A 25684-nucleotide genomic window follows, 5' to 3' on the forward strand; every position below is an offset into this window, starting at 1 on the left:
ATGTGGTGTGGGAGTCCGCGCGCATGGTCGGACAGGGTTCGTGCCACCACTACCCGCATCAGGTTGGGCGTCCTGGGCGGGCATCGCGTCGGCCGCGACAGCGGCCAGGGGACGAACTCGGCATGCCCGCGGCGGGTGACAGCTCTGTCGGACGAGATTGCGCTACTCCTGCGGAGGGTTCGGTTTCGGGCGAGCACCGGGCTGTTCCCTGGGTATGTCGCCGGTGACGGCGAGTGCCAGCAGCGTGAGCATCGCCAGCACTGCTAGTGCCGCCCGCAGCCCCGCGATGCGGCTCTCGGCGTTGGTCGCCACCACCGCGTCGGCCGTCGCCGGAGGGACGTCCGCCTTGTCCAGGGCGACTCTCAGCTGGTCGTCGGACAGGAACGGCACCCCGCTGGACAGCTGCGTCTGCGCCTGCGCGGCGAGATCGGCAGGCACGTCCGGGTTGCCCTGAATACCGGTGAAGAAGGACGCGGTCAGAGCGGAGATCACGACAGCGCCTGCCAGCGCGGTGCCGATCGACGCGCCGAGCTGGGTTCCGGTGTTCTGCAGGCCGCCCACCTCGCCGCTCATCTCGTCGCGCACGGACGACACCGTGACGCTGCCCAGCTGTGACGCAAGCGCGCCCAGGCCCGCACCGGCAAGCAGCAGCGGCCAGGTGATGATCTGGGGCTCGGAACTGACGTCGAGCAGCACAACGAGGAGCACGATGCCCGCGAAGACGGCCAAGAACCCGAGCCTGACGACCCGTCGCGGCGAGGCGTCGGGCCGCAGCTTCGGGATGCCCACCGCGAACAGCAGCAGCGTCAGCGACAGGGGCAGCAGCCGGATGCCGGTCTCCACCGCCGACAGCCCGAGCGCGACGGACAGGTACAGCGGGATGATGAAGAAGAGGCCTGCCTGCACGAGGAACATGAACAGGAACGAGCCGACACCGCTGCGCAGCTGGCGGACACCCAGCAGCGCCGGGTCGACGAGCGCGCCCTCGTGCCGCGTGACACGCCGCTTCTCCCACGCGAGGAAGACCGCGGACATCACGCCGCCCGCGAGCACAAGCCAGATCCCCGGCGAAAGTCCGAGCCACGTCGGGGCGCCGGGCTTCGGCTGGATGAAACCCCAGCTGCCGGAGACCAGGACACCGAGCACGATCATCCCGAGCCCCAACGCGGACATCGCAGTGCCGCCGAGGTCGAGCCTGGTCCCTTCTTCGGCCGGCGTGTCGTTCACGCGCCTGGCCAGGACCAGGATCACCAGCACGATCAGCACCTCGCCGGCGAAGACCCAGCGCCACGACGCGTAGGTCGTGAACGCGCCGCCGATCACCGGGCCCAGCGCGGCGGCGATAGCGCCCGCCGCCGCGACCAGACCGTAGGCCCTGGGACGCTCGGGTTTGCCGAAGTTCGACGCCACGAGCGCCACGATCGCCGGCATGATGAGCACCGCTCCCAGGCCTTCCAGGAACGACCAGCCGATGATGAGCACGACGAGGTTCGGCGCCAGGGCTGTGGTCAGCGACCCGCACGCGTACACGACGCAGCCGATCGAGAACGCGCGCTTGCGGCCGAGGATTTCGCCCAGCTTCCCGCCGGTGATCATGAGCGAGGCCATCACCAGCGTGTAGAGCGTGATCGCCGTCTGGATGCCTGTGACGGTCGTGCCAAGGTCCTCGGCGACGGTCGCGATCGCGGTGTTCATCACGGTGGTGTCCAGGGCCATGACGAACTGCCCTGTTGCCAAAGTGAGCAGGACAGACCTGCCGGCTTGCGACTCTCGCCTGGTCTTCCGCTCGGTCAACGCACCTGCCTCCTCGTGCGGCCGACGTCGGCGCCGGCCGATCGCGACGACGCCTTTCCAAGGCCACCGGCTCGGCCGCCGGAACGTCCCCACGATGGCGGCCTCCGGTCGCCGGTTACATCACCTGGACAGGATGACAAGCCGTACCACGGCGCGGTCACGCGATCATCGACAGTTGCTCGGCACGGCGTTCTCAGTCACGAACTGCGCGATTGGCCGCACGATCGCGACGGCCGCGGTCGGGGGTCGAGTGCCCGATGCAGCTCATTGGTCATGCTGACCAGCGGAAACTGTGTTTACAGGCCCGCTTGGAACGGCAGCCGGGACAGCACGTAGTCCAGGAACTGGATCGCGCTCTTCTGGTCGGATCGGGGATAGATCCGCAGGATCCGTAAGCGGGTGCAGTCGTCGATCGCGGTGTACTGGTAGAACCGGTTCTTCCGGCCGGTGTCGGTGGCGATCGGCTCTACGAACTTGACATCGAACTGGAGCTGGTGGCTGGGGCGCTGTTTCTCGTAGCCCTTCCAGCGTTGATGATGGCGTTTGTAGCGCTGGGAGGCGGGGAGTCGGCTCATGTCCAGGCGTTTGAGGATGCGGTAGATCGTCGAGTGACCGATCTCCTGGTCGTGGTAGCGACGCAGGTACATCTCGATCTTCAGCGGGCCGAAGTGGTAGCGCTGCCGCAGGTGGATGATCTTCTCGACCACCTGCGGATGAGTGATCGTCGGGCAATGCAGCGGGGCGCTCGAGCGGTCTTTCAGGCCGTCGATGCCCCCATCTTCGTAGCGGCGTTTCCACCGGTAGAACACCGTCCGGCTGATGCCGTAATACCGGCAGGTCGCCGCGACGTTGCCACTGACTTCTTCGGCGTGACGGAGGACGGCCAGGCGCCGGTTCGGGCGCCTGACCAGGTCCTTCTCACTCCACACTCGCTCAGCCACAGACCTCCCTAAAACAGGAGCCCAAGACTGTCAACAACCTCAGTCAGTTTTAGACCTAGCCGTCGGCACGAACGACGATGTCGCCTTGGTTGACCGTGGTCAGGTTCCGCTCCTCTGTTCGCCGAAACTCACGATTGGGTCCGCTTCGACTGCTCGGCGAGCCATTCACGCTGCCATTGCGAGGATCGGTGCCGGTTCAGCCCGAACACCACGGAGCCATAGCACAGCGCAAGGGCCAGGAGGGTGGCAACCCACACCCCGACGGCGCCGGCTGCCGCGTTGACGACCACGGCGGCTGGGCTCAACGGCGGGTCCACGAGAGAGCCGTATCGGTCGACCCAGATGCGGAAGGTGTCACCTCGGTGGGTGCCCTCGTTCGCATAGGGCCGGCCGACCCGGCGGCTTCCATCGGCCAGCAGCCACGTCGCGTCTGTCGGCATGCGGCTGCCCAGCGCACCGCTGCGCCCGCTGACGGAGAGCGGCGGGCCGTCGGCGAGCAGCGTCGCGGTCACCGGGTACCGAGTCGCGAGCTGCTCCGCCGACTGCGCCGTCTGCCGCGCGTACAGCTCCGACCCCACGGCGGCCGCAAACGGCACGGCGACCAGGGCGGCGATGACACACAGGACGAGCACGACCGCCTCGGCCCGATCAGAGGAGCGGGCCACCGACCGGTGCCCTGGAGCGATGACGTGGCACAACCGCACTAGCCAGTTCGCTGACGTGGTCATGGCTTCTGCCCTCCGCTGCGCCCTGAACTCCTTGCACAACAGCATCTTCCGGTAGTGGCGAGATCCGAAGGGGCGTTCGGCCCCCGCCTCGCGGGCTGCCGGTCCCCGCTGTGCGGCGGCGGGGGCCGCCCGATGAGGACCAAAGCCCCTTGGCGCCGCCCACTGGGGCGAGCGAAGGTCGACCCAGGCAACGATGAACGGAGACTTCCCATGCGAGCGCGCGACATCATGACCACACCGGTGATCGGCGTGACACCGTCCGCCTCGCTGACGGAGGCTGTCTCGCTGATGACCGAGTACGGGTTCACCACGCTCCCCGTCGTCGACCAGCGAGGCCGGCTGCTGGGCCTGATCTGTGAGACCGACATCATCCGCGCCCGATGCCCCGGCGACGACGAGACCGTCAGCGACCCCGACAGCGGCGTCATGACGGACCGGCAGGCGCACAGGGTCGCGTCGGTCATGCGCACGCCGGGCAAAGGCGCCGCACCCGATCTCGATGTCACTGAGCTCGCCCACCGCATGGCCGACAGCGGGATACGCTCTCTGCCGGTGATCGAGCTCGGCCATGTGATCGGCATGGTGACCTTCCAGGACGTGCTGGGGGCGCTGGCTGCGAGCCGTCCGTCCTGATCGGACGGTCAGACGGCGGGAACGTCCGAGTGCGCTCGGTGTGTCGTCACCTCGGCGACCGGGCGCCGAGCCGTCATCCGGGTTGGCTGGCCGTACCCGATTCGCAGCAGGGCATGCACCTGGCCCAACCCGTCGAAGATCTCCAGTAGCGGACTGCGGATGCTGCGGACCTCGAACGGCTGCGACAGGAACGAAGTGGCGAGACCTTCGACCGTCGCTGTCAGCAGGACGCGCTGCATGACCGTGCCGGCACGGACCTCGGCGTCGCGCCGTGGTCCCGGGTAAGCACCGCGGCGAGCAGGGGATCCTGCTCGAACTCCCGCGGCGGGATGGCCTGGTTCATGTGCGACGCGCGGTGCCACACGACGCCAGGGAAGTTTGGCGGCGGCCCGAAGGCGATCACCGGTACGCCGTCCGGGCTCTCCACCGGGCGCCCCGTCCAGTGCGCCGATTCCGCCTGGAACTCGGCGTCGTCGGCTTGCACGGCTTCGGCTCGCCGAATCAGCGCGGCGACCTGCGGGTAACGTCGTGAAGCGTCCAAGAACTCCACCTGCCCGCCCTCGGCGAGCGCCGCCGACTTCAACCGGCCGCGCGCGTACGGCGGGACCGCCTGCTCGAAGAATGGCCGCCGATTGGTGTGCCTGCGGAATACCGCCCCGGCGAGCTTGCGATCGGGCTCCGTGGCGTGCCTGACGCCGTCGAGGCGGACGACGGCGAGAAGGCCGGGCGAAGCGACGTCCGGCAGGATCCGCACCCGTACCGCGAGCCCGTTGAGCCGGAGGGTGATCACCAGGTTGAACAACGCGGCGCCGCAGGACAGCCTCGCCTCCCGCGCCGCCGGGTCCGCAACCACGAGCACCCGGTCTCGATCGAGCCACACCTCGATCCGGTCACCGTCGACGATGAACTGCCACGGCTGGGTGTTGTGCGGCGACGGCGCTCGCACCGCCGCCGCGACGGCCTGGTCGAGCGCGGTCGGAAGCTGGAGGTCCATCGTGGTCTCCGTAGGAACAGGAACTGGGTACACCCTTCGAGGCTGGTCTTCTCGATCGGTCCGGCGTACGGGCACCGGTCACGAGGCCGAAGGACCTAAGGCCCCTCACAGCAGAACGCGCTCACCTTCGGCAGGCACCACCGCGCACCACCCGTACTCCGCGTGCAGAGCCTTCGCCAGCCTTCTCGTCCGATCGGCTTCGTCCTGCACGACGTAGACCGTCTCCGGCGCCGTTCCCGCACCCGCCGCCCACGCCAGGAGCGAACTCTCGTCCGCCCGCGTCCCGAATGCGCCGAGCTGGGTGATCTCAGCCCGGGTCGGCACGTAACGGCCGCGGATCTTCACCTGCCGGTCTCCTGCCGCGAGGCAGTGGGCCGGGGTCCCGGACGGCGCCAGGCCCACCAGCACCACAGCATTGTGCGAGTCCGGCAGCATCCTGGACAGGTGCCCCCGGACCCGCCCGCAAGACGCCGACGCGGTGCCGGCGAGGACGACGGCGGGCCCGGGCACCGGCTCGAAGCCCTCGGCGGAGCGGACCTCCACCAGGCCTTCCGGCAGCCGCACCTCCGCGGTGGCGTCGAGGCGCACGTCCGGCCGGCGGGCGGCGCGCGCCCGGCGGTGGACCTCCACCGCGTCCAGCCCGACAGGACTGTCGAGCACGACCTTCAGTCGCGGGATGTCGCCCGCGTCCATCAAGTCCGCCAGAGTCGTGAGGACCACCTCGGTCAGTCCTACTGCCGAAACGGGCACGAGAACGCTGCCACCCCTGTGGATCGCCCGGTGCACCGCGGCGGCGAACCGAGACTCGTCGTACCCCCTGTCGCCGCCGGACTGAGGCGCATCGAGCACGAGCGTGGCGCACTCCGGCCGCGGCTGCGGAGGCGTGAGCAATGGATGGCGGGCGCCACCCAGGACCCCGCTGAAGACCACACTCCACGCATCCGACGACACGCGGACCCAGGCCGCGCCGAGCCGCCGGCCTGCGGCACCCAGCTCAAGCGTGCTGCCGAGACCGAGGTCGAGGGACGTGCCGATCTCGGCGGGCCGCAGCAACTCCACGGCGCGTTCGACGTCGGACTCCCCGAACGGCGCGACCGCGGGATGATGGCCCGACCATCCGGTCGCATTGGCGTGCACCGCTTCCTCGGCCTGCAGCCGTGCGGTGTCGGCGAGGGCGATCGGAACCAGCTCGGCGGTCTCCGGAGTCGCGAAAACCTCTCCGCGCCAGCCCTCCGCTACGAGCGCAGGCAAGAACCCGCAGTCCTCCGGAGAGGCGTCGGGCAGCACGATCGTGCCGGCTTCGTGCAGCTCACGCGGCGCGGGTGACCAGTTCCGGCGGGACAGAGCGGCCGTGTCGTCGAAAGCGCCGCAGCCCACCAGGATGCCACCGCCTGGCGAGTCGACGAGGAATCTGCAACCGGTGGGCACCATCGCACCACCGATGAATGACAACGCGGGCGATGTCCCGATCTGTCTGCTGTGGATGGTTCTCATCGCGACCGCCGCTGCCGATGCGGGGGCGCACCGCGCCGCCGGAACACGACTGCGCGGATGTGCGCGAGCGCCTCGCCGAACCCCGACATCCCGATCGGCGGGCTTATCGGGCGTTTTCGAGCGGGTGACGTCCAGCAGTCCGCCACCCGCTCGGCCAGGGCATGGTCGCCCCGCACGTTGGTGTGGCTGGCGTTCATGCCGGCGAACGAGGCTTCCGCGCCGTCCTCGCCCGTCGCCGAGGAGCCCACCGCAACGGGAGCCGAACCGCCGAGCTCCCGGTAGGCCGCTGTCAGGTCGGCAGCCAGCTCCTCGGTGAGCCCGGCCGAGCGCACCAGCGCGGGCAGCTGCTCGCAGGCGTCGGCGAGTTGCTGCATGTCGTCCGCGTTGGCGAGCGCACTCGCGTGCAGGTCCGCGACCCGCGCACGCACACCGGCCTCCTCCAGCGCCGTCCAGTAGCCATCGCGCGACATGACGAAACCGTTCGGCACGGGGTACCCCGCCTCGATCATCTCGCCGAGGTTGGCCGCCTTGCCGCCCACGGTTTCGGCGTCGGCGAGTCGGATTTCGGCCAAGTTCCGTACGTGCGTCATGACAATCCTCCTGCAGAGCCGTCCGGGAAGAGCTCACCGAGCGGGAGCCGGGGTGAGGGTGTCGCGGGCGCGGCGGGATGGCCGAAGCGGAAGATCGCCTGCGGCAGGCCGGGCAGTTCCAGGCGTTCGGCGAGCAGTTCCCGGAAACCGAGCAGGTGCAGCGGCTGGGTGATGACCGAACCGGCCAGGGCATGGACCGTGGCCTGCAGCCAGGTCCGCTCGAGTGCCACGCCTGCCCCCAGGTGGTCACGGCGGTTGTCGCCCTCGGTGCAGAACACCAGCAGGCTCTCGCCGGCCAGCCGCGTCGCGAGGTGGGCATCGTCGGGCACGGGTGTATCGCGCCGGACCAGGCCGGCTGCGGGCAGGAACTCACAACTCAGCGCGCCCTCGGGGATCCCGTCGACGGCACCTAGCGCGTGAGGGCCGAAAGTATGTGCGGTCCAGACGTCCCGCTCCTGCTGGTATGCCGGGTCGGCGCGGAACACGCGCGTGGGCGAAGCCGAGCATCTCCGCCAGAGCGTCGAGGTGCTTTGGCGCTACGACAAGCACCCCCGGCTCGGCGCCGGCCGCCGCCACCTCCGCCACGTCAACGTCCGACACAGCCTCCGGCGCGAACCACTGCCGATGACTGCGGCGGCGCCCGATGGCGTGGTAGCGCGCCCGCTCCGCGATTGCGGGCCCCGCGCCGGGGGTTGTGGACAGAGTGGCGACCACATCCCCGTCCGCGGGGAACGTGGTGACGTGCTCGCGGAAGAGGAACCTCGTGGCAAGTTCGAGGTGGGCGAGGGCGCCGCCGCAGGAGATCGTGCGATCCCGGCCGCGGGGTCATGGCTCGCCAGCAGGACGGAGGTGCGCTCGACGAGATCCACATCCGCCCCCCGTACCCGAAGGCACCGCGGCTGGGTGTTGTGCACCGACGGCGCGCGGCTCACCGCACGGGCGAGCACGCCGATCTCCGAGTCCGTGAGGGCTGTCGTAGGTGTCAAAGTCATCACGCAGGCTCCGTACCCGGAGACCGTCGCTCCGGTGGTTCCATGCTCACGAGTGCCCGGACTGGTGCGCTGGAGCCCAAAGTCACCACGGTCACGGCAGACGGCCCCCAGGCCGACGCAGGTGACCTTCGGCCCTATCCCGCGCGTGACCGCGCTGCGCACGATCGCGTCGATCCCTGAGGAAAGAGGCTTGTGATGGACTCCGAGAAACCGGCCTCAGGTCGTCTGATCGTCGTCGGTGTCGACGCCTCGCCCCGCGGTGACGCCGCGCTGCGCTGGACGTTGAAGACGGCCGCATTGCCCGGCGACACGGTCCACGCGGTGGTGGTTCGTCCCGACGAGGCCCTGCTTCCCGGGACGTCCTTCGCGCTCCAGCCGCACGGACGGCAACCGGAAGCAACGTACTCGCCGCACGCGCACATCTCCCGGATCCGCGCGGAGTTCCCAGCGGCACCAGACGTCACCGTCACCACCCCGCACGGCGACCCGGCCACCGAGCTGGTCACCGCCTCCGCCGAAGCCGACCTGCTCGTCGTCGGCGCCCACGGCGCGGGGCGGGCCTCGGACTTCCTGCTGGGCAGCGTCTCACGCGATTGCGTCCGCTGCTCCCGTTGTCCCGTCGTGGTCATCACGCCGGAAGCCGCGAACCGGCTGATGCCCGCCCACACTTCGTGACCTCCTCCTGACGCGCTATTGATCCGGCATCCCGCCGCCTGAGCGCGTGAAGCGAGCGGAAGCAGGTTGGGCATCATCGTGAGCGCGTATCGACGAGCCGCCGGTTCGTGAGCCCTTCAAGAAGTTGGAAACCTTTTCGTAAAGGAATCCGAGGGTTACCACGAGCCCACACGACGGTGATGGTCTTGACTTCCGCTTCGGCCGTGGCGGCGCTCCGGGCGAGCTTGCTTGCCCGGAGCGGTCTTGAACCAGCTCCCGTTTTCGGGCTCCTTTTGTCCTCCGCTCGCGGCGGAACGCCGAGATCTTCTCGCGCCGCCTTCACTCATTCGGCATAGGTCGCGACGCTGCTCTGAGTCGTGCGCGACAACCAACCACATCGCCTCTGCTGAAGCGTTCGCCGGATACCGGGAAGTGTCGCCGGCGAAGATCGACATGTGACGATCCTTACCGAATCGATTCCCGCACCCTCGTGGGCCTCCGGCGATCACGAGTGGCCCAGCGGAACAGCTCGTCAGCTCCCCACACCAGGATCGGCATCGGGAGGAGAACCAGGTACACCCACGCGGGCAGAGCCGCCGTGCCGAAGACGTCCTGCAGCCAGGGCACGTAGATCAGCGCTGCGGCGAACAGCACCTCGAACACGATGCCGCCCAGCAGCAGACGGTTCGTGGTCAGGCCGACGGCGCGCAACGATGCGTGCTCGGTGCGCGACGCGAACGCCGTCCCGATCTGGCAGAAGACGATCGCCGCGAAGCTCGCCGTCGTGGCCTGCAGGTAGGTACGGTGGAGGGCAGAGCCCGCCGTCACGTCGGCGCCCGGGTGCCAGTCCGCGGCCAGTAGCACCGCGAAGTACGCCGCGAGCACCAGGACGCCCGACAGCAGGCCCATGATCCCCCACGCGCGCAGAAGCATTCGCCCGGTGACGACGCCTTCGCGGCGGCGGCGGGGTGGCCGGGCCATCAGTCCAGGCTCGGCGGGTTCGCGGCCCAGAGCCAAGGCGGGCAACGTCTCCGTGCCCAGGTCGATCGCCAGGATCTGCAGCACGGTCAAGGGCAGCGGGATGGCGCCGCCCGAGATCGCGAAGAGCAGGAACGGCAGTACCTCCGGCACCGCATGCGCGAAGATGTACAGCACGAACTTCCGGACATTGTCGAACACCCGCCGGCCCTCGCGCACGCCGGCGACGATGGTTGCGAAGTTGTCGTCGGTCAGCACCACGGTCGCGGCCTCTTTGGCCACGTCAGTACCGCTCAGGCCCATCGCGACCCCGATATCGGCCCGTCTCAGGGCAGGGGCGTCGTTGACTCCATCTCCTGTCATGGCGACCACCTCGCCGCAGTCGCGCAGGGCGTCGGCGATGCGCAGCTTGTCCTCCGGGGTCGCGCGGGAGAACACGACCGCGCCGTGGCCCACGAGCGCTTCGTCGAGTTGCGGCTCCGGCATCCCCGCCAGTTCGCTGCCGTCGATCACCCGTCGGGCGTCGATGCCGACGCGCCGGGCGATCTCGGCGGCGGTCACCCCGTTGTCCCCGGTCACGACGTGCACCGTGATACCCGCCGAGTGGCAGTCCGCCACCGCGGCGGCGACCTCCGGGCGCGGCGGATCGGCCAGGCCGACCAGCGCGAGCAAGCACAGACCGCTCTCGGCTTCGGCGCGGGTGGCGGGCAGTGCCGGCACCTCTCGGCGCGCCACCGCGAGTACCCGAAGCGCCCGCCGTGCCAGACTCTCCACGAGTTCGGCGAGCTCGCTCCTTCGCTCCTCCGTCAACACCACCTCGGTGCCGGACTCGCTCAATTCCGTCGTGCACAGCGGCATGACCTGCTCGGGCGCGCCCTTCGTGCCCACTACAAGAACGTCGTCGATCGCATCCACTGTGGACATTCGCTTCAGTCGGGGGTCGAACGCGTACAACGCTCGCCGGGCGGAATCCCGGGCAGGCGCCGCCACATCCACCTCCTGCTCCGCGGCGAACCGGAGCAGCGCGAGCTCAGTCGGGTCGCCCGACCCCGTGGCGACGTCGGCCGTGCTGCACCGCGCGAGCACCCGGGCGGGCATTTCGCGGGTGCCGCACCCGGATCCACCCGGCCCGCGCACGTCCTCCACGTGCATCATGTTCTGCGTCAGAGTCCCGGTCTTGTCGGTGCAGATCAAGGTGGTCGAACCGAGTGTCTCGACCGCTGACAGGCGTTTCACGAGCGCTCCCGCCCTGGCCATCGACCGGACCCCCACCGCCAGCGCGAGCGTGATCGTCGGCAGCAGGCCCTCCGGCACGTTGGCCACCAGGAGGCCGATGGCGAACACGAACGCGGCCGACCACGAAAGCCCCGCCATCACGCCGAGGGGCAAGAACCCGACACCCACGACGACGGCCACACCGGCGATCAGCCACGCGACCCGCCGCACCTGCCGCTCCAGCGGACTCTCATCGTGCCCCACCCGCGCGGACAACGACGCGATCCGGCCGATCTCGGTGTGCCGACCGGTCGCGTGTACGACCACCCGCGCGGCTCCGGCCACGCATACCGTGCCACTGAAAACGAGCACCGGCGAGTCGAGAGACCGCGTGGCGTCGTCGAACGCGTCGGCTGTCCGGGTGACCGGAACCGACTCGCCCGTGAGCATCGACGCGTCTACGTCGATAGACCCGTCAACGAGCCGCGCATCAGCGGGCACTCGATCGCCCTCGGCGAGCAGGACCACGTCGCCGCGCACCAGTTCGACGGACGGGACGCGCCCGGCAACTCCGTCCCTGAGCACCTCGGCGCGTTCCGGCAGGTACTCCCCCAGCGCCTCGACGGCGCGTTCCGCGTGCTGCTCCTGGAAGAACGCGAGCAGGCCGTTCAAGAGGATCACACCCACGATGGCAACGGCCAGGTTCGTAGTGCCCGCGAACCACGCGAGGGCCGCGGCCACCCAGAGCAGCAGGGCGAGCGGGTGAACGAGCTGCCGCAGTAACGCGAGTGGCCAGCGCCTGCCCCCTCGGTGCGGCAATGCGTTCGGCCCGTTCACCTCGAGCCGGCGCGCCGCCTCGCGTGAGGTGATCCCACCCGGGAAGGACCGGAGGTCGCGCAGCAGGAGCCCGAGTGGTTCGCGCGGGTCGATGTCGTCGTCGGGCACGGTCGTCGCCACCCGCAGATGACTGGTCATGGTGCTCCTTCGGCGGGGGTGGCGGAGCCGACGCGCACGACTGCCTGCGGGACACCGGGCAGATCCAGTGCGGCCAGGAGCCGAGCCCGCATCCCCGGCCGAAGTGTGACCGGAGTGACCACGTCCGCGGCGATCCCCGACGTACTCGCCTCGATCCGCAGATCGTGGACGGCAGCACCAGCCAATACCCAGTCGTCCCGGGTGTCCTCTTCGGTGAGCACGAGCAGGACGCACAGCCCGAAGGTCCCGCAGCCGAGCTGCCGGAGCGCAACGCTCCATTCCGATCGTGCGGGAAGAACGGTCGTGCGTGGCCAGCAGATCCGTGCCGCGAGCGAAGCGAGCGCTCCGGGAGACACCGGTGTCGTAATGGTGTCCGGCGGCCAAGTCCGGATCCTGCACAGCGCAAGGTAGCGATTCCAGTCCCGAGTCGTGGACGGCTTGGCTCCCGCCGTTCCCAGCGTCGCGACGATGTCGGGGCGATCCGGGTCGTGCGGGAACGACACCGAAGGCTCGATGCCGAGAGCCCGCAACACGATCCAGGCTGTACACAGCGCGGCACCGCATTGGGCGAAGGCGTCGGCCCAGTGGTGACTGTCCCGGGCCAGATCTGGCAGGGCGATCGCGAGGTCGTGCGGCCGCGTTTCGACGACGAATCGGCCGCCCTCCAGCCAGGAGAGCGCGTCCACGAGGATCGCGCGGGCCGAGTGGTCCCAGGTGAAGATCGTGCCATTCATGCCGACACACGACCACCCGCGGGGCACGCGTGGAACACCGCCGCCCGGCATGCGCCAAGCAGGGTCCGGACGTCGGCGATCGTCGCCCGGTTCGCCAACCCCGCCGGTGCCGGCGCGCGCACTCCGGGCGCGGGTGCCACGAGCACTACCGAAACCCGCGCCCGCAATGCGCACACCACGCCGAATTCCCGGGCTGTGACCCCGCCACCGCCGTCGCGGACATCCACCATTAAGCCTGGTGGGTCGGTCACGTCGTCGAGCGGGCACGACGAGGCCGGCGCGAGTGCCCGCCAGACCCCGGCCTGCCAACGGCACCGGCTGACCCGGCATCCGTTGTCACGCAACGGCTGGTAGAGCGGATCGCAGTCGCCGAACGTCGCTTCCGTCAGCAGTACGTGCACGTTCACCTCACTGCCGGTTGCGCCAGCACGGCCTCTGCGCCGCGGGCGAGTTCGAGTTCCTCCCGGGTGCGGACGACGAGGACCGCCGCCGCCGAGTCCGGCGCGCTGATCACGCGGTCCGCGTCGGTGCGTTCATGAGGGGCGAGGCACAGCCCCAGCACGCCGAGGCCTTCGGCCACGGCGCTGACGATCTCGGGCTGGTATTCGGCCACTCCACCGGTGAACGCGAGGGCGTCCAGCCGGTCCAGACTCGTGGCCGCAGCACCGATCTCCCGACGAAGCCGATGCGTGTACACGGATACCGCCAGGCGTGCGTCGACATCGCCGCCCGATGCGGCCGTGAGCACCGCACCCAGATCCCCGGTGGTTCCGCTCATTCCCGCGAGCCCGGACTGGTGGTAGAGCGCGTCCTCCATCTCATCCGGGCTCATTGGCGCGGTCTTCATCACGTGCAGGAGCAGGCCCGGATCGATCGAACCCGAACGTGTCGCCATCGCGGCTCCTTCGAGCGGGGTGAATCCCATCGACGTGTCCACGCTGGACCCGCCACGGACCGCGGTGACCGAGACACCGGCGCCGACGTGGACGCACACCAGCTGCAGCTCGGATTCCGGACGGCCGAGCAGCTCTGCGGTCCGGCGCACGACGTACCGACACGACAGGCCGTGAAATCCGTAGCGTCGCAGCCGGTTCTGCCGGGTCCATTCCCGTGGCAGCGGATAGTGCGCCGCGGCGTCCGGCAGCCCGGCGTGGAACGCGGTGTCGAAGCACGCGACGACAGGCACACTCGGCAACAGGTCCCGCACTTGGCGCGTGACCGCCAGCGACAGCTCCTGGTGGATCGGCGCCAGCGGCACCAGCCGTTCGAGGTTGGCCAGTAGCGATTCCGTGATCACCGCGGGTTTCTTCTGGGCTCCGCCATGGACGAACCGCACGGCGACCGCGTCCGGCACGGGCCAGCGGTGGATGGCGTCCGGTACGGCCTCGGGCTCGGCGATCTGCCACGCCGCCCAGCCGACCGTCACGCCGTCGTGGACCATCGCAGCCTTCAGGCTCGACGAACCGGGGTTCACCGTCAGGACTCGCACGATCGTCTCCTCGAACTTGGTCAGCCGGGCAAGCGGCGCAGGTAGGGGTCGGCGGGCTCCCGGAGTTCCAGGCGCACCCGGACATCGATCGCCACGCAGCCGCTCTTGTGCACCCCCACCGGATTCAGGTCCAGCTCGGCGAGCTCGGGCACGACCGTCGCCAGTCGGCCGACCTTCAGCAGCAACTCGCGGACCGCGGTGCGGTCGATCCCCGACGCCCACAGCGCCTCCGAGGACCGCAGCGCGTCGAGCAGCAGATCGGCGTCCGCCCCGGTCAGCGGGGCTAGCCGCGCAGCGCGATCCGCCACCAGGTCGGCGTCGACACCGCCCAGGCCGAACACCACCAGCGGCCCGAACACCGCATCGGACCGCACACCGACGAGCAGCTCGCGTCCCCGGTCAACCATCGGCTGGATCGCAACGCCCCTGAGCGAATTGCCGAACCTGGCAAGGAGCAGCCGGTAGGCGTCGCGGGCGCTTTCGGGTCCGTACACGTCGAGCAGGACCCCGCCGCCCGCGGACTTGTGCAGCAGCGCTTCGGCGTCGGCCTTGACCGCCAGCGGGCCGGCAAGCTGGTCTGCGACCCGCACGGCCTCGGTCTCGTCCCGGGCGTAGCGGGTGGTCACGAGCGGTATGCCCGCGAGGCGCAGCAGCTCCACGGCCGCGGCCGGGCCGAGCCACCGCTCCCCCTGCGCGACACGCGCTGCGGCGAAAGCCCGCACCGCTTCGACATCTACCTCCGGCAAGTCTGGAACGTCGTTGTCCGGCCGGCGCAGCCATTGTTCGTAGCCCGCCAGCTTCGCGAGAACAGAGGCTGCGGTGGCCGGATCGTCGTAGGAAGCAGTCACACCCGGTCCGCCGGCGACGAGCGGCGCGACCCTGGCCCGCTGGCCGGGCCGGACGGCGAACACCGTCTTGGCCCCGCGGCCGACCACGCCGGCCAGTGACGTCGCCGGGTCACTGACCGCGGTCCGCACGGTGACCACGATGGCGGCGTCAACGCCGTCGTCGTCGAGCACGATCTTCAACGCCTCCGCGAAAAGCCCGGCGGGCACGGCAGCGGTGGTGTCCACGGGGTTGCGGACCGCCGCCTCGGCGGGCAGCAGTGCGCGCAGTCGCTGTCCGGTCTCCGCGGACAGGGCCGCCATCGTAAGACCCTTCCGCTCGCACGCGTCGGCGGCGAGGACACCGCCGCCGCCGGCGTTGCTCAGCACGGCCACTCGGCGCCCGGCCGGCGGCGACTGCCAGGACACCGCCGCAATCACGTCGGTCAGTTCGGCGACCGTGTCGACCGCGATGATCCCGGCCTGTTCGTAAAGTGCGTCGCGGGTCACCGCGGGAGTCGCCGCGGCCGCCGTGTGCGACGCGGCGGCGCGCTGCGCGGTCCTGCCGCTACCAGCGCGAACCGCCAGCACCGGGCGGGTCCTCGCCAGCCGAGCAGCGAGTCGAGCGAACTTGCGCGGGTTTCCGAAGGACTCTAGGTACAGCACGACGACTTTCGTGCGGCGGTCGGTCGCCCACCACAGGAGCAAGTCGTTGCTGCTGACGTCGTACTTGTCTCCGGTGGAAACCAGGCTCGACAGCCCCAGGCCCAGCCCGGTCAGTGCTTCGGCCAGCGCGATGCCGACGCCGCCCGACTGCGTCACGACCCCGACGTCGCCGGGCAACGGCGCCCGGGCGAGGAACGTGGTGTCCACCGGGAACGACGGATCAGTGGACAACACTCCGAGGCAGTTCGGTCCAACCAGGCGCATGCCGTACCGCCGAAGCGCCTCGCGTACCCGGGTGCCGGCGGAGGTGCCGGTCAGCCCGGACGAGATCATCACCGCGGCAGGTACACCGCGTTCTCCGCACTGCTCGATCGCGACCGCGGCGGACTCGGCGGGCAGGCAGATCACCACCAGCTCAGGGGTTTGCCTCAGTGCCTCGACCGTGGGAGCACACGGCACCCCGAGGATCTCCGTCGCGTGGGGGTGGACCACCTCGACCAAGCCGGAGTAGCCGCGGCCAAGCAGGTTCGCCAGCACCGCGCGCCCGACCGAGTCTGCCCGCCGGCCCACGCCGATGACCGCGATGGAAGCGGGGCGCAACAGGTGCGCGAGGCTCGCTGCCTCCGCGACCTCGTCGCGGTGCGCGATCGCCTCCGGATAGTGGTCCTCGGCGTCGAGCCAGAGCGTCACCGTCCATTCGGGACCGTCGCGAGTCACCTTGTACGGAAATCCGAGGTCCGAGAAAACCCGGATCACCTGGGAGTTCTCCGCCAGTACCTCGGCGACGAACCGGGTGAGACCGGCCGCGCGGGCAGCCACCGCAAGGTGCTCGAGCAGCAGTGTGGCAACTCCGTGGGTTTGCCGGGTGCCATCGACCACCAGGGCGACCTCGGCATCCGTGGTGTCGCCGAGCTTCTCGTAATTGGCGACGCCCACGAGAGCTTCCCGCAGGAAACAGCCCACCGCGGCGTGGCCGGCGGCGGGCTCTTCCGCGATCCGTGCGGCCAGCCGGTCCATTGTGGATGGCAACGGACCGAAGAACCGGAAATAACGGTCTCTCTCGCCGAGCCGGTTGTGCAAGTCAAGCACAGCCGCGGTGTCCGCAAGGCGCAGAGCGCGCACGAGACCGACTTCCCCGTCAGCCAGCAGAGCCCGCACAGGCAGGTCCGTTCTCATGACACTCCTCCACCCCGCTGGGGGTGGGCACAGCCGACGGCCGCGCTCACCGCGAGCGGCGCTCAGGCCTTGTCGACGTGGATCTTGATCTGCTTCTCGTGCGGCTGCTCGGTCACCGGCATCGTGATCTCGAGGATCCCGTTGGTGTACTTCGCGTTCACCTTCGTGGCTTCAGCGCCGGGCGGCAGGGTCATCGTGCGGCTGAACTTGCCGTAATAGAACTCGCTCCGGCCTTCGGCGGTCTCCTTGGCCTCGCGCTCCGCGGTGATCGTGAGCAGCCCCTCGTGCGCTGTCACCGAGATGTGCTTCTCCGGGTCGAAACCCGGCAGCTCTGCGCGCACGGTGTATCGACCGTTCTCAGTGGAGTCCTCGATCCGCACGGGGTTGTGCTCGGCGAACGGCCAGGGGTTGTCCAGCCAGGCGGCGATGTTCGGCAGGGCCAGACGGGACCCGGGTAGTGCAGGCATGCTCATTCCTTTCGTCGCGAACTGGTGTCGCCCCCTCAGCAGACCCCGGACGGCCCTCTTCGCGACGCTGTCGGATTGCCCGAACGCGAAGGACGAAGGTCACCACCGCGCGACGAGGACTTTGGGCTATGTCCGCTCCGGAGGCGATCTGGGAGGGTCGGGCTGGAACGGAGGTTGACATGACCGACGGCCTGAGCGGTGGGCCCTCGAGGTCGAACTCGAGCACCTGCCGCACCCGCGCCGAAGCCCTCCTGCGGACGGACGACGGCCACGAGTTCGCCGGGTCGACCTGGCCCAGCGCACGCTCGAGGGCCGCGGGCGCGCCCAAGTCGCCGGCTACCTCACGGTCGGCCGGGCACAGTCAGACCTCACTCAGGAGCTGCTGGAGGCTGTCGCCACGGACGTCGATGCCGAGGTGCGCCGCCTGCCCACCAACACGGGCACCTCATCTTGGAAACCGCGGGTCTGACGGCTCAGGCCAGGGGTGCCGCCAGTCGAGCCGGACACCGTCACCCGCCGTCCGTTCGGTGAGATCCACCGCAGAGGACTGCCGTTCCCGCCCTGCGGGGTTCGCCGCCGCGGGCCACGTGCAAGCAGGGGTGCGGGCGCTGACTCGGTCAGCCCGCGCGCAGGACCGCGGCACCGGCGACCCGGTCCAATGTCCGACAGGTCGATTCCGGCGATCGCGAGCTTCTGTCGGAGATGGACGGATTCGACGAGAGCAGCGGCATCGTCGTGCTCGCGGCAACGAATCAGCCGGAGACACTCGACCGGGCTCTGCTGCGCCGGGACGGTTCGGCCGGCAGGTCACTGTGCCGCCGCCCAACCAGTCCGAACGCGCCGCGATCCTCGCGGTGCACGTCGGCGGCAAGCACCTCGGCCCGGACGTCGAACTGGGCGTGGTCGCCCAGGGCACACCGGGCTTCTCCGGGGGCCGACGTCCGCAAGTTGGTCAACGAGCAGGCCATCAACGCCGTCCGCGACGACCGGACGGTACTCACCGCGGCCGGCCTCTCGGCCGCGCGGGACCGGGTCCTGCTCCGCCGGCGCGACACCTCGAACGCCCCGCTGCCCGAAGAACGCCGCTCGGTGGCCGTGCACGCACTTGTCGCAGCGCTGTGCGAACACGCCGACCCAGTTGCGAAGGTGACGACCTGCCGGCGGGAATGGCACTCGGCGCAACCGAGTAACTACCGGAAGCGGAGCCGCACCTTTACTCCGAGGGCTACTTGGCCGATCTGCTCGCCGTCCGGCTGGGCGGCCGGGCCGCCGCGCTCGTAGTGCTCGGCCAGGCCTCGACCGGCGCCGCGGATCGTGGACCAGGAGATCGCGCGGCTGGTGCGCGAAGCCGAAGCTCGGGCCGCCGCACTCCTCAAAGCGCATCGCGGAGCGCCCGAGCGCTGGCCGCGCTGCTGCAGGACGACAAGACGGCTGACGGGTCCGCAGTCTGGCGGCGCACAACGCCGAGCCGAGGACGTCACCAGGAACGGCCGGAAGTCCCACACCACAGGGACTTCCGACCGCGGCGCCCACCACCGCCGCTTCGTAGCGTGAGCGAGATGAATCAGCCTGCTCCCAGCCTTGCGCCGATCGTGGTCGGGGTGGACGGCTCGGCGGAGGCCCTCCACGCCGTGCGTTGGGCCGCCCGTGCCGCGGTCCGCCGTCAGCTTCCCCTCGAACTGGTCCACGCCACAGCGTTTCCCGATGTGACGGCAGGCGGGATCGTCCCGCTGCCGGACGAGATGAAGGAGACGCTCCGCCGGCGCGGCCGCCACCACCTGCGGGCGGCGCAGGAGCTGGCGAACGCCGCCGGTGCGCTCGAAATTCGCGAGCGACTCGACCCCGATCGCGCGGCGCCGGCCCTTCTCGACCTGGCCGGATCGGCGTCCTGCGTGGCTGTCGGCGGGTCCTTCCACGGCCGCTTCGCAGCTCTGCTCACCGGATCCGTCTCCAGCGCACTCGCTTCCCACGCTCCCTGCCCCGTCGCGGTCGTCCAGGGCGTTAGCTGGGACGAGCCCGACGCCGCCCGCCCTGTGCTCACGGGGATCGACGGCGGTCCCGCATCCGCCGCAGTGGCCGAGGCCGCTTTCGCCGAGGCCAGTACCCTCAAGGCGCCCCTCGTCGTGTTCCATGCGACCCATGACGGAGAACTGACCGGGAGCGAGGCGGGCGAAGCGCCACCGCTCGACGAGTACCTGACGGCGTCGTCCCTCCGGTACCCCAACGTCCACGTAGACCAGGTCCTGGCGTCCGGCCGTCCCCGACACGAGCTTCTGACCCGGAGCCAGGATGCCCAGCTCGTCGTGGTCGGAAGCCGTGGCCGTGGCGGCTTCCCCGGCCTGCTGCTCGGCTCGACCGGCCAGGCGCTACTGCACTACGCAGCCTGCCCGGTGCTGATCGTGCGCCCGCACCCGGCCACCGGCTGAGGCACGAATCCCCGTGGGGTAAGGAAATCGTCCCATCGGACGGCCGGGCTGTACCATCGGCCGAGTATGTCGTGTCCTTGTCACACCCGCTGCGTAAGCGAAAGCTGGGACGCAACGACCGCGAGGACACCATGGCCGTCGACCCGATCCTGCGACTGTCCACTGGACGTCGTGGTCGACGAGCTCGCCGCCGACGCCCGGGGGCCGCAAGCGGACTTCTCGACAGCACCGCGCGCGGTTGTCGATGTGCTGGCGCACCGCCTGCTTGCAGTGCTCGCCGCGTTGCGAGCAGAGCTGGCCGACCCCGCCTACAACCTCATCCTCCGCACCGCACCCACCGGTTACGAGGAAAGCCTGTTCCTGGTCTGGTCCCTGCAGCTGTTTGCCCGGCTGGAGATCGCGGCCGGGCTCGAGCTTGCGACAGCATCCCCGTCGTCACCGTCCCATCGGAAGACGGCCGCCGCGCGGCTGCGCAACCGAATGTACCCCACTGTCACATCCTGAATGGACAGTCCCGCGGCAAGGATCTCCGCCGCTGCGCGGCGAAGCCCGCCGGGGTCTTCGCAAAGACCGAGCGGACCTCCCGGATGTGCACGCGCAACCGAGCTGCCGGATTCGCTCGACCGGATCGTTCGACTCGGGAGGTTCATGGTGCACCTGACACACCTGGTGCCAGCACCGCCGCGTCCAGCCGAGGCGGCAGCGGACCGTAAGCATTGTCCCGCGCTCCCTTGGTACGCAGCGCCGGGATTGCGAACAGCCAACGCAGGAACGCAGGTGGCTCGGTGCCGCGCCCTTTCGCTCTTGCGCGGGCGGACCGGCGTTCGACGCGGACTTGCTGCGCCTGCACCTTCTCGATGGCCGACAGCCGGTCCCGCTGGACGGCGGCCAGATCGACGATCCCGGGTCCGCCGCGGCGGAAGGCCGGCACGAGCCGGTTGGCCGCCGCGACCGCGTCCTGCACGGCCATGAGTATTCCATTGCCACCGACTGGCGAGATGACATGCGCGGCATCGCCCATTAGGAGCAGACCGGGGCGGTACCAGGTGTCGACGCGCGAGATGTCGACCGACAGCAGCGTGGTCTGCGCGAAGTCGGTGAGCAGGTGGGTCCGGTCGGCCAGCCAGGGAACGTGGGCGCCGACGAAGTCGCGAATCGGCTCCACACCTTGTTCCCGCAGGCGTGGGTAGTCGCCCTTCGCCACGCTGTAGCCGACTTGCCAGTCGTGCACCCCGCCGAGCACCCCGACGTAGCTCTCCGGCCCGTAGTACAGGTCCAGATCGGCGTCGAGCGGGTCGTGCGGTTTCCGCGGCAGCCGGAACCACAGGATGTCGGTCGTTGCACCGAGAGGCCGCGCCGAGAGATCAGCCAGCCGGCGGACGGTCGAGAACCGCCCATCAGCGCCGACGACCAGCTCGCAGGAGATCTCGCCGCCCCGGTGCCGGACCCCGGTGACGGTGCCTGATCCGTCCTTGATGAGGCTGGTGACCCTTGCCTCCATCTCCAGGGAAAAGGAAGGGAGTCGGGCGGCTTGGCCGGCGAGGAAGTCAAGGAAGCGCACCTGTGGCATCAGTGCGATGTAGTTGAACGGCGTGTCGAGCCGGTCGTACGCCGCGACGCTGAAACTGCCTTTGGTCGTGTGGAACCGGAAGGACTTCGCCTTGAAGTGTTCGAGCCGGAGCAGGCTCTCGGCCAGCCCCAGCTGATCGAAAAGCTCAAGAGTGAAGGGATGAAGCGAATCCCCCCGGAAGTCGCGGTCGAAGTCCGACCGCGACTCCAGCACGGTCACTTCAATTCCCGCCCTGGCCAGCAGATATCCGAGGAGCATGCCGCCGGGACCACCACCGGCGACGACGACGTCACGCTCCGCGGGGCTCATACCGGCGCCCGCACCGGGAAAACAGCCGTGCCGGGCTGGGAAACGGCATTCTGCGCAGTAATGGCACAGATACTCAACGCTTCCTCCAGTCGCTAGACAACCTGGCGAATATCACTAGGCAAGCTGGCGACAGCTAGCCCGAACCGCATAAGCCACGAGGCCACCGGGCAGCAGATCAGCACTGCTTTTGCAGGACCTGTACCGCGCTCAGTTCCTCGAAGACGTCGCCGGTGTCCTGCGCGCTACCATGGCGACAATTGCGCACCCTGGGCCTTCGCGCCGAGCCTACGCCAGAGCACCTCGCTCCGGAAACCGAGCCGACGGAGGCAACGGGACCTGCGAGCGCGCATTGACAGGCCGAACGTCCGCAAGCATCGCCGAATCCCGTCGGAGCCGTCATCGGACCAGCGCTGCCCGAGAGCACGCCGATTCTCCGGATCGGCGCAAGGCCTGGCTGGTCGAGCCGAGGACGAGTCCGGCAAACTCGCCGCGGCCGCGGCTGCCCACGACGATCAGCTGGGAATGTTGCGAGCTGGCGAGGAGGCGATGGCGTGGTTTGTCGTGTTCGACCTGGCGTTCAACGTGGACGTAGGGGTATTTCTCCGGCCAGCCGTTGGGCGAACAGACGGTGGCCGGTCTCGTACAGGCTTTCGCCCTCGAACATGACGCTGCCGACGCTGAACCGACTGAGGTCGCCGTCGTGCCAGGCGTGAAGGGCTACGAGGTCGGCGTCGCGCAGCGAGGGTTCGTCGAAGGTCCAGCCGATCGCGGCTTCGTTCAGGGGGCTGCCGCCGACGCCGACGACCACTGGGCCGCCGATCGTCTCATGACCGCGTACGACGACCGGCCAGTCGTGCCTTGGCGGCCAGATCGACGCTGGGAGAGCCGCTGAACAGGCCGAGCAGCGGGCTTGCAGCGTCTCCTGCGCCCGGCGCGACAACTGACGCGCCTCCGCTTCCTTGACCAGGAGCCAGCCCGACGGCGGACACACTTTACTGCCGAACGAACGGCCTTCGAACCCGTACGCGGTGAACACGAGCAACGGGGCGTGCCGCCGTGCAGCTTCGCCCACCGTCCACACCACCGCCGCGATTGCGGTCTCCGCGCCGTCGACATGCACGACGACCGGGAGATTTCGGGTTACGCTCATGACGTGTCCCTCCAGGTCCGGTGCGCGAAGCACCGTTCGGGCCGAAGATAGGAGCGACTGGGCCTCGGCCGCTGCAGTCGTTCGTCGCGGCTCTGGTGGACCAACGTCCGCGAGCGGCCAACTGTGCGCCGCAAGCCGCTCCCGGTTGGTTTTGCCCGGCTGAAGCAACCGGGAGGGCGGGATCCGTGGTCGACGATGAAGCGGCCGACCGGACCGACGCTTTTCGGGCCGAGAGGGGTGCGGTTGCCGTCGCGGGCCAGGACAAGGAGTTCGGCGTCGTCGAGTGCTCGTTGACGGCCGCCAGTTCGCAGGGTCGGCACGACCGCGTCGGATCCGGAGGAAAGAACACGGACAGGTGGTCGCCGGCCAGCAACCGTACGACGTAGGGCGCGAGCCGTCGGCGGAGCGCCGGGGTGCACGCGCATTTCCCAGTCCTTCCACCTACGGGAGAACGACCATCACGGGGCGACGCCAGGCTGCATCAGTGCCTCTGCGCGATCTGACTGATCGCCGCCTGTGCCGCCCACCCACGGCGCGGCCGCGCGTCACAGAAGGCCTGGGCCGAAAGTCACCGGCCCGGCCCGTGGGACTTCCTGACCCGCGTCAGTGGTCTTTGTGCTCTCCCGGACAGCCCCGTCGGCCGGACGAGAATCGGGTCATGGACGTCCAGGTGCTGACCATCGACAAGCCCGAGGGTCTCAACGTCATCCTCGGCCAGGCGCATTTCATCAAGACCGTGGAAGACCTGCACGAGGCGCTCGCCGGAACCAGCCCGTACCTGAAGTTCGGTTTCGCGTTCTGTGAGGCGTCAGGGCTCCGCCTTGTGCGATATTCCGGCAACGATTCCGAATTGGTGGAACTGGCGACGAAGAATGCACAGGAAATAGCCACAGGGCACTCGTTCATCGTGTTCCTGCGCGAGGGCTACCCCGTCAACGTCCTCAATGCGATCAAGCAGGTTCCCGAGGTCTGCGGCTTCTTCTGCGCCACGGCGAATCCCGTCGAGGTGCTCGTCGCCGAAACCGGACTGGGCCGCGCAATCCTCGGCGTGGTCGACGGATCACCGCCCCTGGGCATCGAGACCCCGGACGACCAGAGCGATCGGAAATCACTTCTGCGGACACTGGGCTACAAACTCTAGAAAACCGATGGAAAGCTAATTTCAAGAGAACGGAAGGCCCGGCGAAGGACCCCCGACTCACACCGCATCAATTGCCAATCGACACTGGAGCTCGCCATCGACGCGCACCCGCAGGCTGGTCCTCGTGGTGCGCTGCCGAAGCAGCCGCAGGAGGTATCCATGCCCTTCATTGATCGCGCCGAAGCAGGACGCAGGTTGGCTGAGCGTCTGGAACTGCGGTGAGAATGTCGTGGTCCTCGGGCTGCCGCGGGGCGGGGTGCCAGTCGCGTTGGAGGTCGCGCCGACGTTGGGGGCGCCGTTGGATGTGATCGTGGTGCGCAAGCTCGGTGTGCCTTACCAGCCGGAACTCGCGCTGGGTGCGATCGGTGAGGGAGGGGTGCGGGTACTCAACGAAAACGTCGTGCGCATGACGCGAGTCACCGCCGACGAGATCGCGGCCGTTCAGCGGGCCCAGAGGATCGAGCTCCGGCGCCGCGTCGCGAAGTGCCGCGGTGGGCGCGCGGGAATCTCCGCGGCGGGCCCGACGGCGCTGATCGTCGATGATGGCGTGGCGACCGGGTCGACCGCCCGATCGGCCTGCCGGGTGGCCCGCGCGCGGGGAGCCACGAGAGTCGTGCTTGCAGTGCCGGTCGGTGCGCCGGACGCGATCCTCGCGTTGAGGGACGATGCCGACGAGGTGGTGTGTCTGGAAACGCCCCCCTGCTTCTGCGCTGTCGGCGAGTGGTTCACCGATTTCGGGCAAACCACGGATGACGAGGTCGCCGAATTGCTTCGCCGTGCCGCCGAGGGCGTTTTCGAACCGGAAGCCACTACGCGGGCGGGCGACCCGTCGTTGCGGGACGAGGAGGTCGAGGTCTTCGCGGGCCCGGTCCCGCTGGCCGGGCACCTCACCATTCCCGAGAACCCGGCCGGCGTCGTGCTGTTCGCCCACGGCAGTGGCAGCAGCCGGCACAGCCCGCACAACCGTTTCGTCGCGCAGGACCTCAACGGGGCCGCCTTGGGCACCCTGCTGTTCGACCTGCTCACCCACCGCGAAGAGCACGACCGCGGCCAACCTGTTCGCCGCCGAAGCCGACATCAGTCCCGCCGACGTCCCGGCCATCGCCGGCAAGGTCTCCGCTGGCCTGAACGCGCTGTTCTCTCCCGGGCAACTCGACCACGTCTTCGCGGTGATGCCCGCTGACCTCCGCAGCGAACTCGAAAGCCAAGCCCCTGCCGAAGTCCCCGCTCCCCGGCACGCCAACGGAGCAAACGCAGCTTGCCGCGCTGGAGAACTCGGTCAAGGCGCGAACCGATGCGGTGACAACCCTCACCTGCGGCATGGAGGACCTCCCCGCGAACGAGCCCTCCGGAGACCGCGCGGCGAAAGCCGCCCAGGAGGACACCGCATCCTGATGGCTCGCGGCAGCAGCACGGAAACCTGACCGACAGGGAATCAGTCAAGAGACTGCGGGCAGTCTCCGCGGCAAGCCCGCTGTGGTGCCCGGTCGAGGCGACTTCCTCCCATGACGCCTCCGGCCGAGTATGGAACGTGGGTCCGGAGCGATGTCCAGATGGCAAAGACGCCGCGCCACGGGGTCGGTGCGGAATTGAGCGAAACAGCCGTGCACCGGCGAATTCGACCATCTTCGAGTGCCGCGGCGCGACCGGGCGTCGCCGAGAACGTGCCTTGGCCGAAGAGAAGGCAGAACTTCTCGCTCATGGGAGAACTTGGTCTCTAGGTCGAGGACCTCGCCGAGTGAAA

General features: G+C 69.4%; 23 protein-coding genes and 1 pseudogene. 7 read left to right on the plus strand and 17 right to left on the minus strand.

What is annotated here, in order from left to right:
* Positions 1–162: 162 nt before the first annotated feature.
* From K1T34_RS48380 to K1T34_RS48390, 3 genes are all read right to left on the minus strand, one after another.
* Positions 163–1794, minus strand: a complete 1632-nt coding sequence (locus tag K1T34_RS48380; protein ID WP_255638103.1) for an MFS transporter — start codon at positions 1792–1794, stop codon at positions 163–165.
* A gap of 296 nt (positions 1795–2090) precedes the next feature.
* Positions 2091–2735: a helix-turn-helix domain-containing protein gene (locus K1T34_RS48385; protein WP_220241509.1), complete on the minus strand. Its 645-nt coding sequence runs from the start codon at positions 2733–2735 to the stop codon at positions 2091–2093.
* Between the two features lie 128 nt (positions 2736–2863).
* The gene (locus tag K1T34_RS48390) at positions 2864–3463 is read right to left on the minus strand and encodes a hypothetical protein (RefSeq protein WP_220241510.1); all 600 of its coding nucleotides are present in this window, start codon (positions 3461–3463) and stop codon (positions 2864–2866) included.
* A 210-nt stretch (positions 3464–3673) separates the two neighbouring features.
* On the opposite strand from K1T34_RS48390, the gene K1T34_RS48395 reads away from it, so the two are divergent.
* Entirely contained in the window at positions 3674–4096 is a 423-nt protein-coding gene (locus tag K1T34_RS48395) for an HPP family protein (protein WP_220241511.1), read from the plus strand.
* A gap of 8 nt (positions 4097–4104) precedes the next feature.
* Here K1T34_RS48395 and K1T34_RS54990 read toward each other — a convergent pair whose 3' ends face one another.
* The 5 genes from K1T34_RS54990 to K1T34_RS54230 form a co-directional block, all read right to left on the minus strand.
* Positions 4105–4335: a hypothetical protein gene (locus K1T34_RS54990; RefSeq protein WP_360586686.1), complete on the minus strand. Its 231-nt coding sequence runs from the start codon at positions 4333–4335 to the stop codon at positions 4105–4107.
* Complete coding sequence (locus K1T34_RS48400) at positions 4317–5090, minus strand: hypothetical protein (protein WP_360586688.1); 774 nt, start codon at positions 5088–5090, stop codon at positions 4317–4319. Before K1T34_RS48400 ends, K1T34_RS54990 begins: the two co-directional genes overlap by 19 nt.
* Positions 5091–5195: 105 nt before the next feature.
* Positions 5196–6521: an MBL fold metallo-hydrolase gene (locus K1T34_RS48405; protein WP_220241512.1), complete on the minus strand. Its 1326-nt coding sequence runs from the start codon at positions 6519–6521 to the stop codon at positions 5196–5198.
* Positions 6522–6580: 59 nt separating this feature from the next.
* The gene (locus K1T34_RS48410; protein WP_220241513.1) at positions 6581–7174 is read right to left on the minus strand and encodes a PEP/pyruvate-binding domain-containing protein; all 594 of its coding nucleotides are present in this window, start codon (positions 7172–7174) and stop codon (positions 6581–6583) included.
* Positions 7171–7659 (minus strand): hypothetical protein, encoded by a 489-nt coding sequence (locus K1T34_RS54230; protein ID WP_255638104.1) that lies wholly within the window; start codon positions 7657–7659, stop codon positions 7171–7173. The genes K1T34_RS48410 and K1T34_RS54230 overlap by 4 nt, the downstream gene beginning before the upstream one ends.
* A 702-nt stretch (positions 7660–8361) precedes the next feature.
* On the opposite strand from K1T34_RS54230, the gene K1T34_RS48420 reads away from it, so the two are divergent.
* Positions 8362–8841, plus strand: a complete 480-nt coding sequence (locus K1T34_RS48420) for a universal stress protein (RefSeq protein WP_220241514.1) — start codon at positions 8362–8364, stop codon at positions 8839–8841.
* A 444-nt stretch (positions 8842–9285) separates the two neighbouring features.
* On the opposite strand, the gene K1T34_RS48425 is transcribed toward K1T34_RS48420, so the two are convergent.
* The 6 genes from K1T34_RS48425 to K1T34_RS48450 form a co-directional block, all read right to left on the minus strand.
* Positions 9286–11988, minus strand: coding sequence for a cation-transporting P-type ATPase (locus K1T34_RS48425; RefSeq protein WP_220241515.1), 2703 nt, complete (start codon positions 11986–11988; stop codon positions 9286–9288).
* On the minus strand, positions 11985–12674 hold the full coding sequence (locus K1T34_RS48430; protein ID WP_220241516.1) for a hypothetical protein: 690 nt from the start codon (positions 12672–12674) through the stop codon (positions 11985–11987). The genes K1T34_RS48425 and K1T34_RS48430 overlap by 4 nt, the downstream gene beginning before the upstream one ends.
* A gap of 44 nt (positions 12675–12718) precedes the next feature.
* The gene (locus K1T34_RS48435) at positions 12719–13123 is read right to left on the minus strand and encodes a hypothetical protein (RefSeq protein WP_220241517.1); all 405 of its coding nucleotides are present in this window, start codon (positions 13121–13123) and stop codon (positions 12719–12721) included.
* Positions 13124–13125: 2 nt separating this feature from the next.
* Positions 13126–14211, minus strand: coding sequence for an acetate/propionate family kinase (locus K1T34_RS48440; RefSeq protein WP_220241518.1), 1086 nt, complete (start codon positions 14209–14211; stop codon positions 13126–13128).
* Positions 14212–14231: 20 nt separating this feature from the next.
* Complete coding sequence (locus K1T34_RS48445) at positions 14232–16877, minus strand: bifunctional GNAT family N-acetyltransferase/acetate--CoA ligase family protein (protein WP_220241519.1); 2646 nt, start codon at positions 16875–16877, stop codon at positions 14232–14234.
* A gap of 62 nt (positions 16878–16939) precedes the next feature.
* Positions 16940–17344, minus strand: a complete 405-nt coding sequence (locus K1T34_RS48450) for an Hsp20/alpha crystallin family protein (RefSeq protein WP_220241520.1) — start codon at positions 17342–17344, stop codon at positions 16940–16942.
* 948 nt (positions 17345–18292) lie between these two features.
* Here K1T34_RS48450 and K1T34_RS54235 point away from each other — a divergent pair.
* From K1T34_RS54235 to K1T34_RS48465, 3 genes are all read left to right on the plus strand, one after another.
* Entirely contained in the window at positions 18293–18625 is a 333-nt protein-coding gene (locus K1T34_RS54235) for a hypothetical protein (RefSeq protein WP_255638885.1), read from the plus strand.
* 278 nt (positions 18626–18903) lie between these two features.
* Positions 18904–19770 carry a universal stress protein gene (locus K1T34_RS48460; protein WP_220247803.1) on the plus strand — a complete coding sequence of 289 codons (867 nt, stop codon included), beginning with the start codon at positions 18904–18906 and terminating at the stop codon, positions 19768–19770.
* A gap of 171 nt (positions 19771–19941) precedes the next feature.
* Positions 19942–20274, plus strand: a complete 333-nt coding sequence (locus tag K1T34_RS48465; protein WP_220241521.1) for a hypothetical protein — start codon at positions 19942–19944, stop codon at positions 20272–20274.
* A gap of 142 nt (positions 20275–20416) precedes the next feature.
* Here the strand turns inward: K1T34_RS48465 and K1T34_RS48470 are convergent, their stop codons facing one another.
* The 3 genes and pseudogenes from K1T34_RS48470 to K1T34_RS48475 all read right to left on the minus strand — a co-directional run bounded on the left by K1T34_RS48470 (position 20417) and on the right by K1T34_RS48475 (position 22799).
* Complete coding sequence (locus tag K1T34_RS48470) at positions 20417–21649, minus strand: FAD-dependent oxidoreductase (protein WP_220241522.1); 1233 nt, start codon at positions 21647–21649, stop codon at positions 20417–20419.
* Between the two features lie 396 nt (positions 21650–22045).
* Positions 22046–22189, minus strand: a pseudogene (locus tag K1T34_RS54240) (universal stress protein); the annotation flags it as partial.
* 37 nt (positions 22190–22226) lie between these two features.
* On the minus strand, positions 22227–22799 hold the full coding sequence (locus K1T34_RS48475) for a hypothetical protein (RefSeq protein ID WP_255638105.1): 573 nt from the start codon (positions 22797–22799) through the stop codon (positions 22227–22229).
* 658 nt (positions 22800–23457) lie between these two features.
* On the opposite strand from K1T34_RS48475, the gene K1T34_RS48480 reads away from it, so the two are divergent.
* Both K1T34_RS48480 and K1T34_RS48485 read left to right on the plus strand, forming a co-directional pair.
* Complete coding sequence (locus K1T34_RS48480) at positions 23458–23940, plus strand: adenosine-specific kinase (protein WP_220241523.1); 483 nt, start codon at positions 23458–23460, stop codon at positions 23938–23940.
* Between the two features lie 169 nt (positions 23941–24109).
* Entirely contained in the window at positions 24110–25123 is a 1014-nt protein-coding gene (locus K1T34_RS48485) for a phosphoribosyltransferase (protein ID WP_255638106.1), read from the plus strand.
* Positions 25124–25684: the final 561 nt, after the last annotated feature.

The organism is Amycolatopsis sp. DSM 110486 (assembly GCF_019468465.1).
GTDB lineage: Bacteria > Actinomycetota > Actinomycetes > Mycobacteriales > Pseudonocardiaceae > Amycolatopsis.

Coding starts and splice junctions, on each gene's coding strand:
- K1T34_RS48390 (WP_220241510.1), bottom strand. CDS start 3,463: ATGACCACGTCAGCGAACTGGCTAGTGCGGTTGTGCCACGTCATCGCT.
- K1T34_RS48395 (WP_220241511.1), top strand. CDS start 3,674: ATGCGAGCGCGCGACATCATGACCACACCGGTGATCGGCGTGACACCG.
- K1T34_RS54990 (WP_360586686.1), bottom strand. CDS start 4,335: ATGCAGCGCGTCCTGCTGACAGCGACGGTCGAAGGTCTCGCCACTTCG.
- K1T34_RS48400 (WP_360586688.1), bottom strand. CDS start 5,090: ATGGACCTCCAGCTTCCGACCGCGCTCGACCAGGCCGTCGCGGCGGCG.
- K1T34_RS48405 (WP_220241512.1), bottom strand. CDS start 6,521: ATGGTGCCCACCGGTTGCAGATTCCTCGTCGACTCGCCAGGCGGTGGC.
- K1T34_RS48410 (WP_220241513.1), bottom strand. CDS start 7,174: ATGACGCACGTACGGAACTTGGCCGAAATCCGACTCGCCGACGCCGAA.
- K1T34_RS48420 (WP_220241514.1), top strand. CDS start 8,362: ATGGACTCCGAGAAACCGGCCTCAGGTCGTCTGATCGTCGTCGGTGTC.
- K1T34_RS48425 (WP_220241515.1), bottom strand. CDS start 11,988: ATGACCAGTCATCTGCGGGTGGCGACGACCGTGCCCGACGACGACATC.
- K1T34_RS48445 (WP_220241519.1), bottom strand. CDS start 16,877: ATGAGAACGGACCTGCCTGTGCGGGCTCTGCTGGCTGACGGGGAAGTC.
- K1T34_RS48450 (WP_220241520.1), bottom strand. CDS start 17,344: ATGCCTGCACTACCCGGGTCCCGTCTGGCCCTGCCGAACATCGCCGCC.
- K1T34_RS48460 (WP_220247803.1), top strand. CDS start 18,904: ATGAATCAGCCTGCTCCCAGCCTTGCGCCGATCGTGGTCGGGGTGGAC.
- K1T34_RS48470 (WP_220241522.1), bottom strand. CDS start 21,649: ATGAGCCCCGCGGAGCGTGACGTCGTCGTCGCCGGTGGTGGTCCCGGC.
- K1T34_RS48475 (WP_255638105.1), bottom strand. CDS start 22,799: ATGAGCGTAACCCGAAATCTCCCGGTCGTCGTGCATGTCGACGGCGCG.
- K1T34_RS48480 (WP_220241523.1), top strand. CDS start 23,458: ATGGACGTCCAGGTGCTGACCATCGACAAGCCCGAGGGTCTCAACGTC.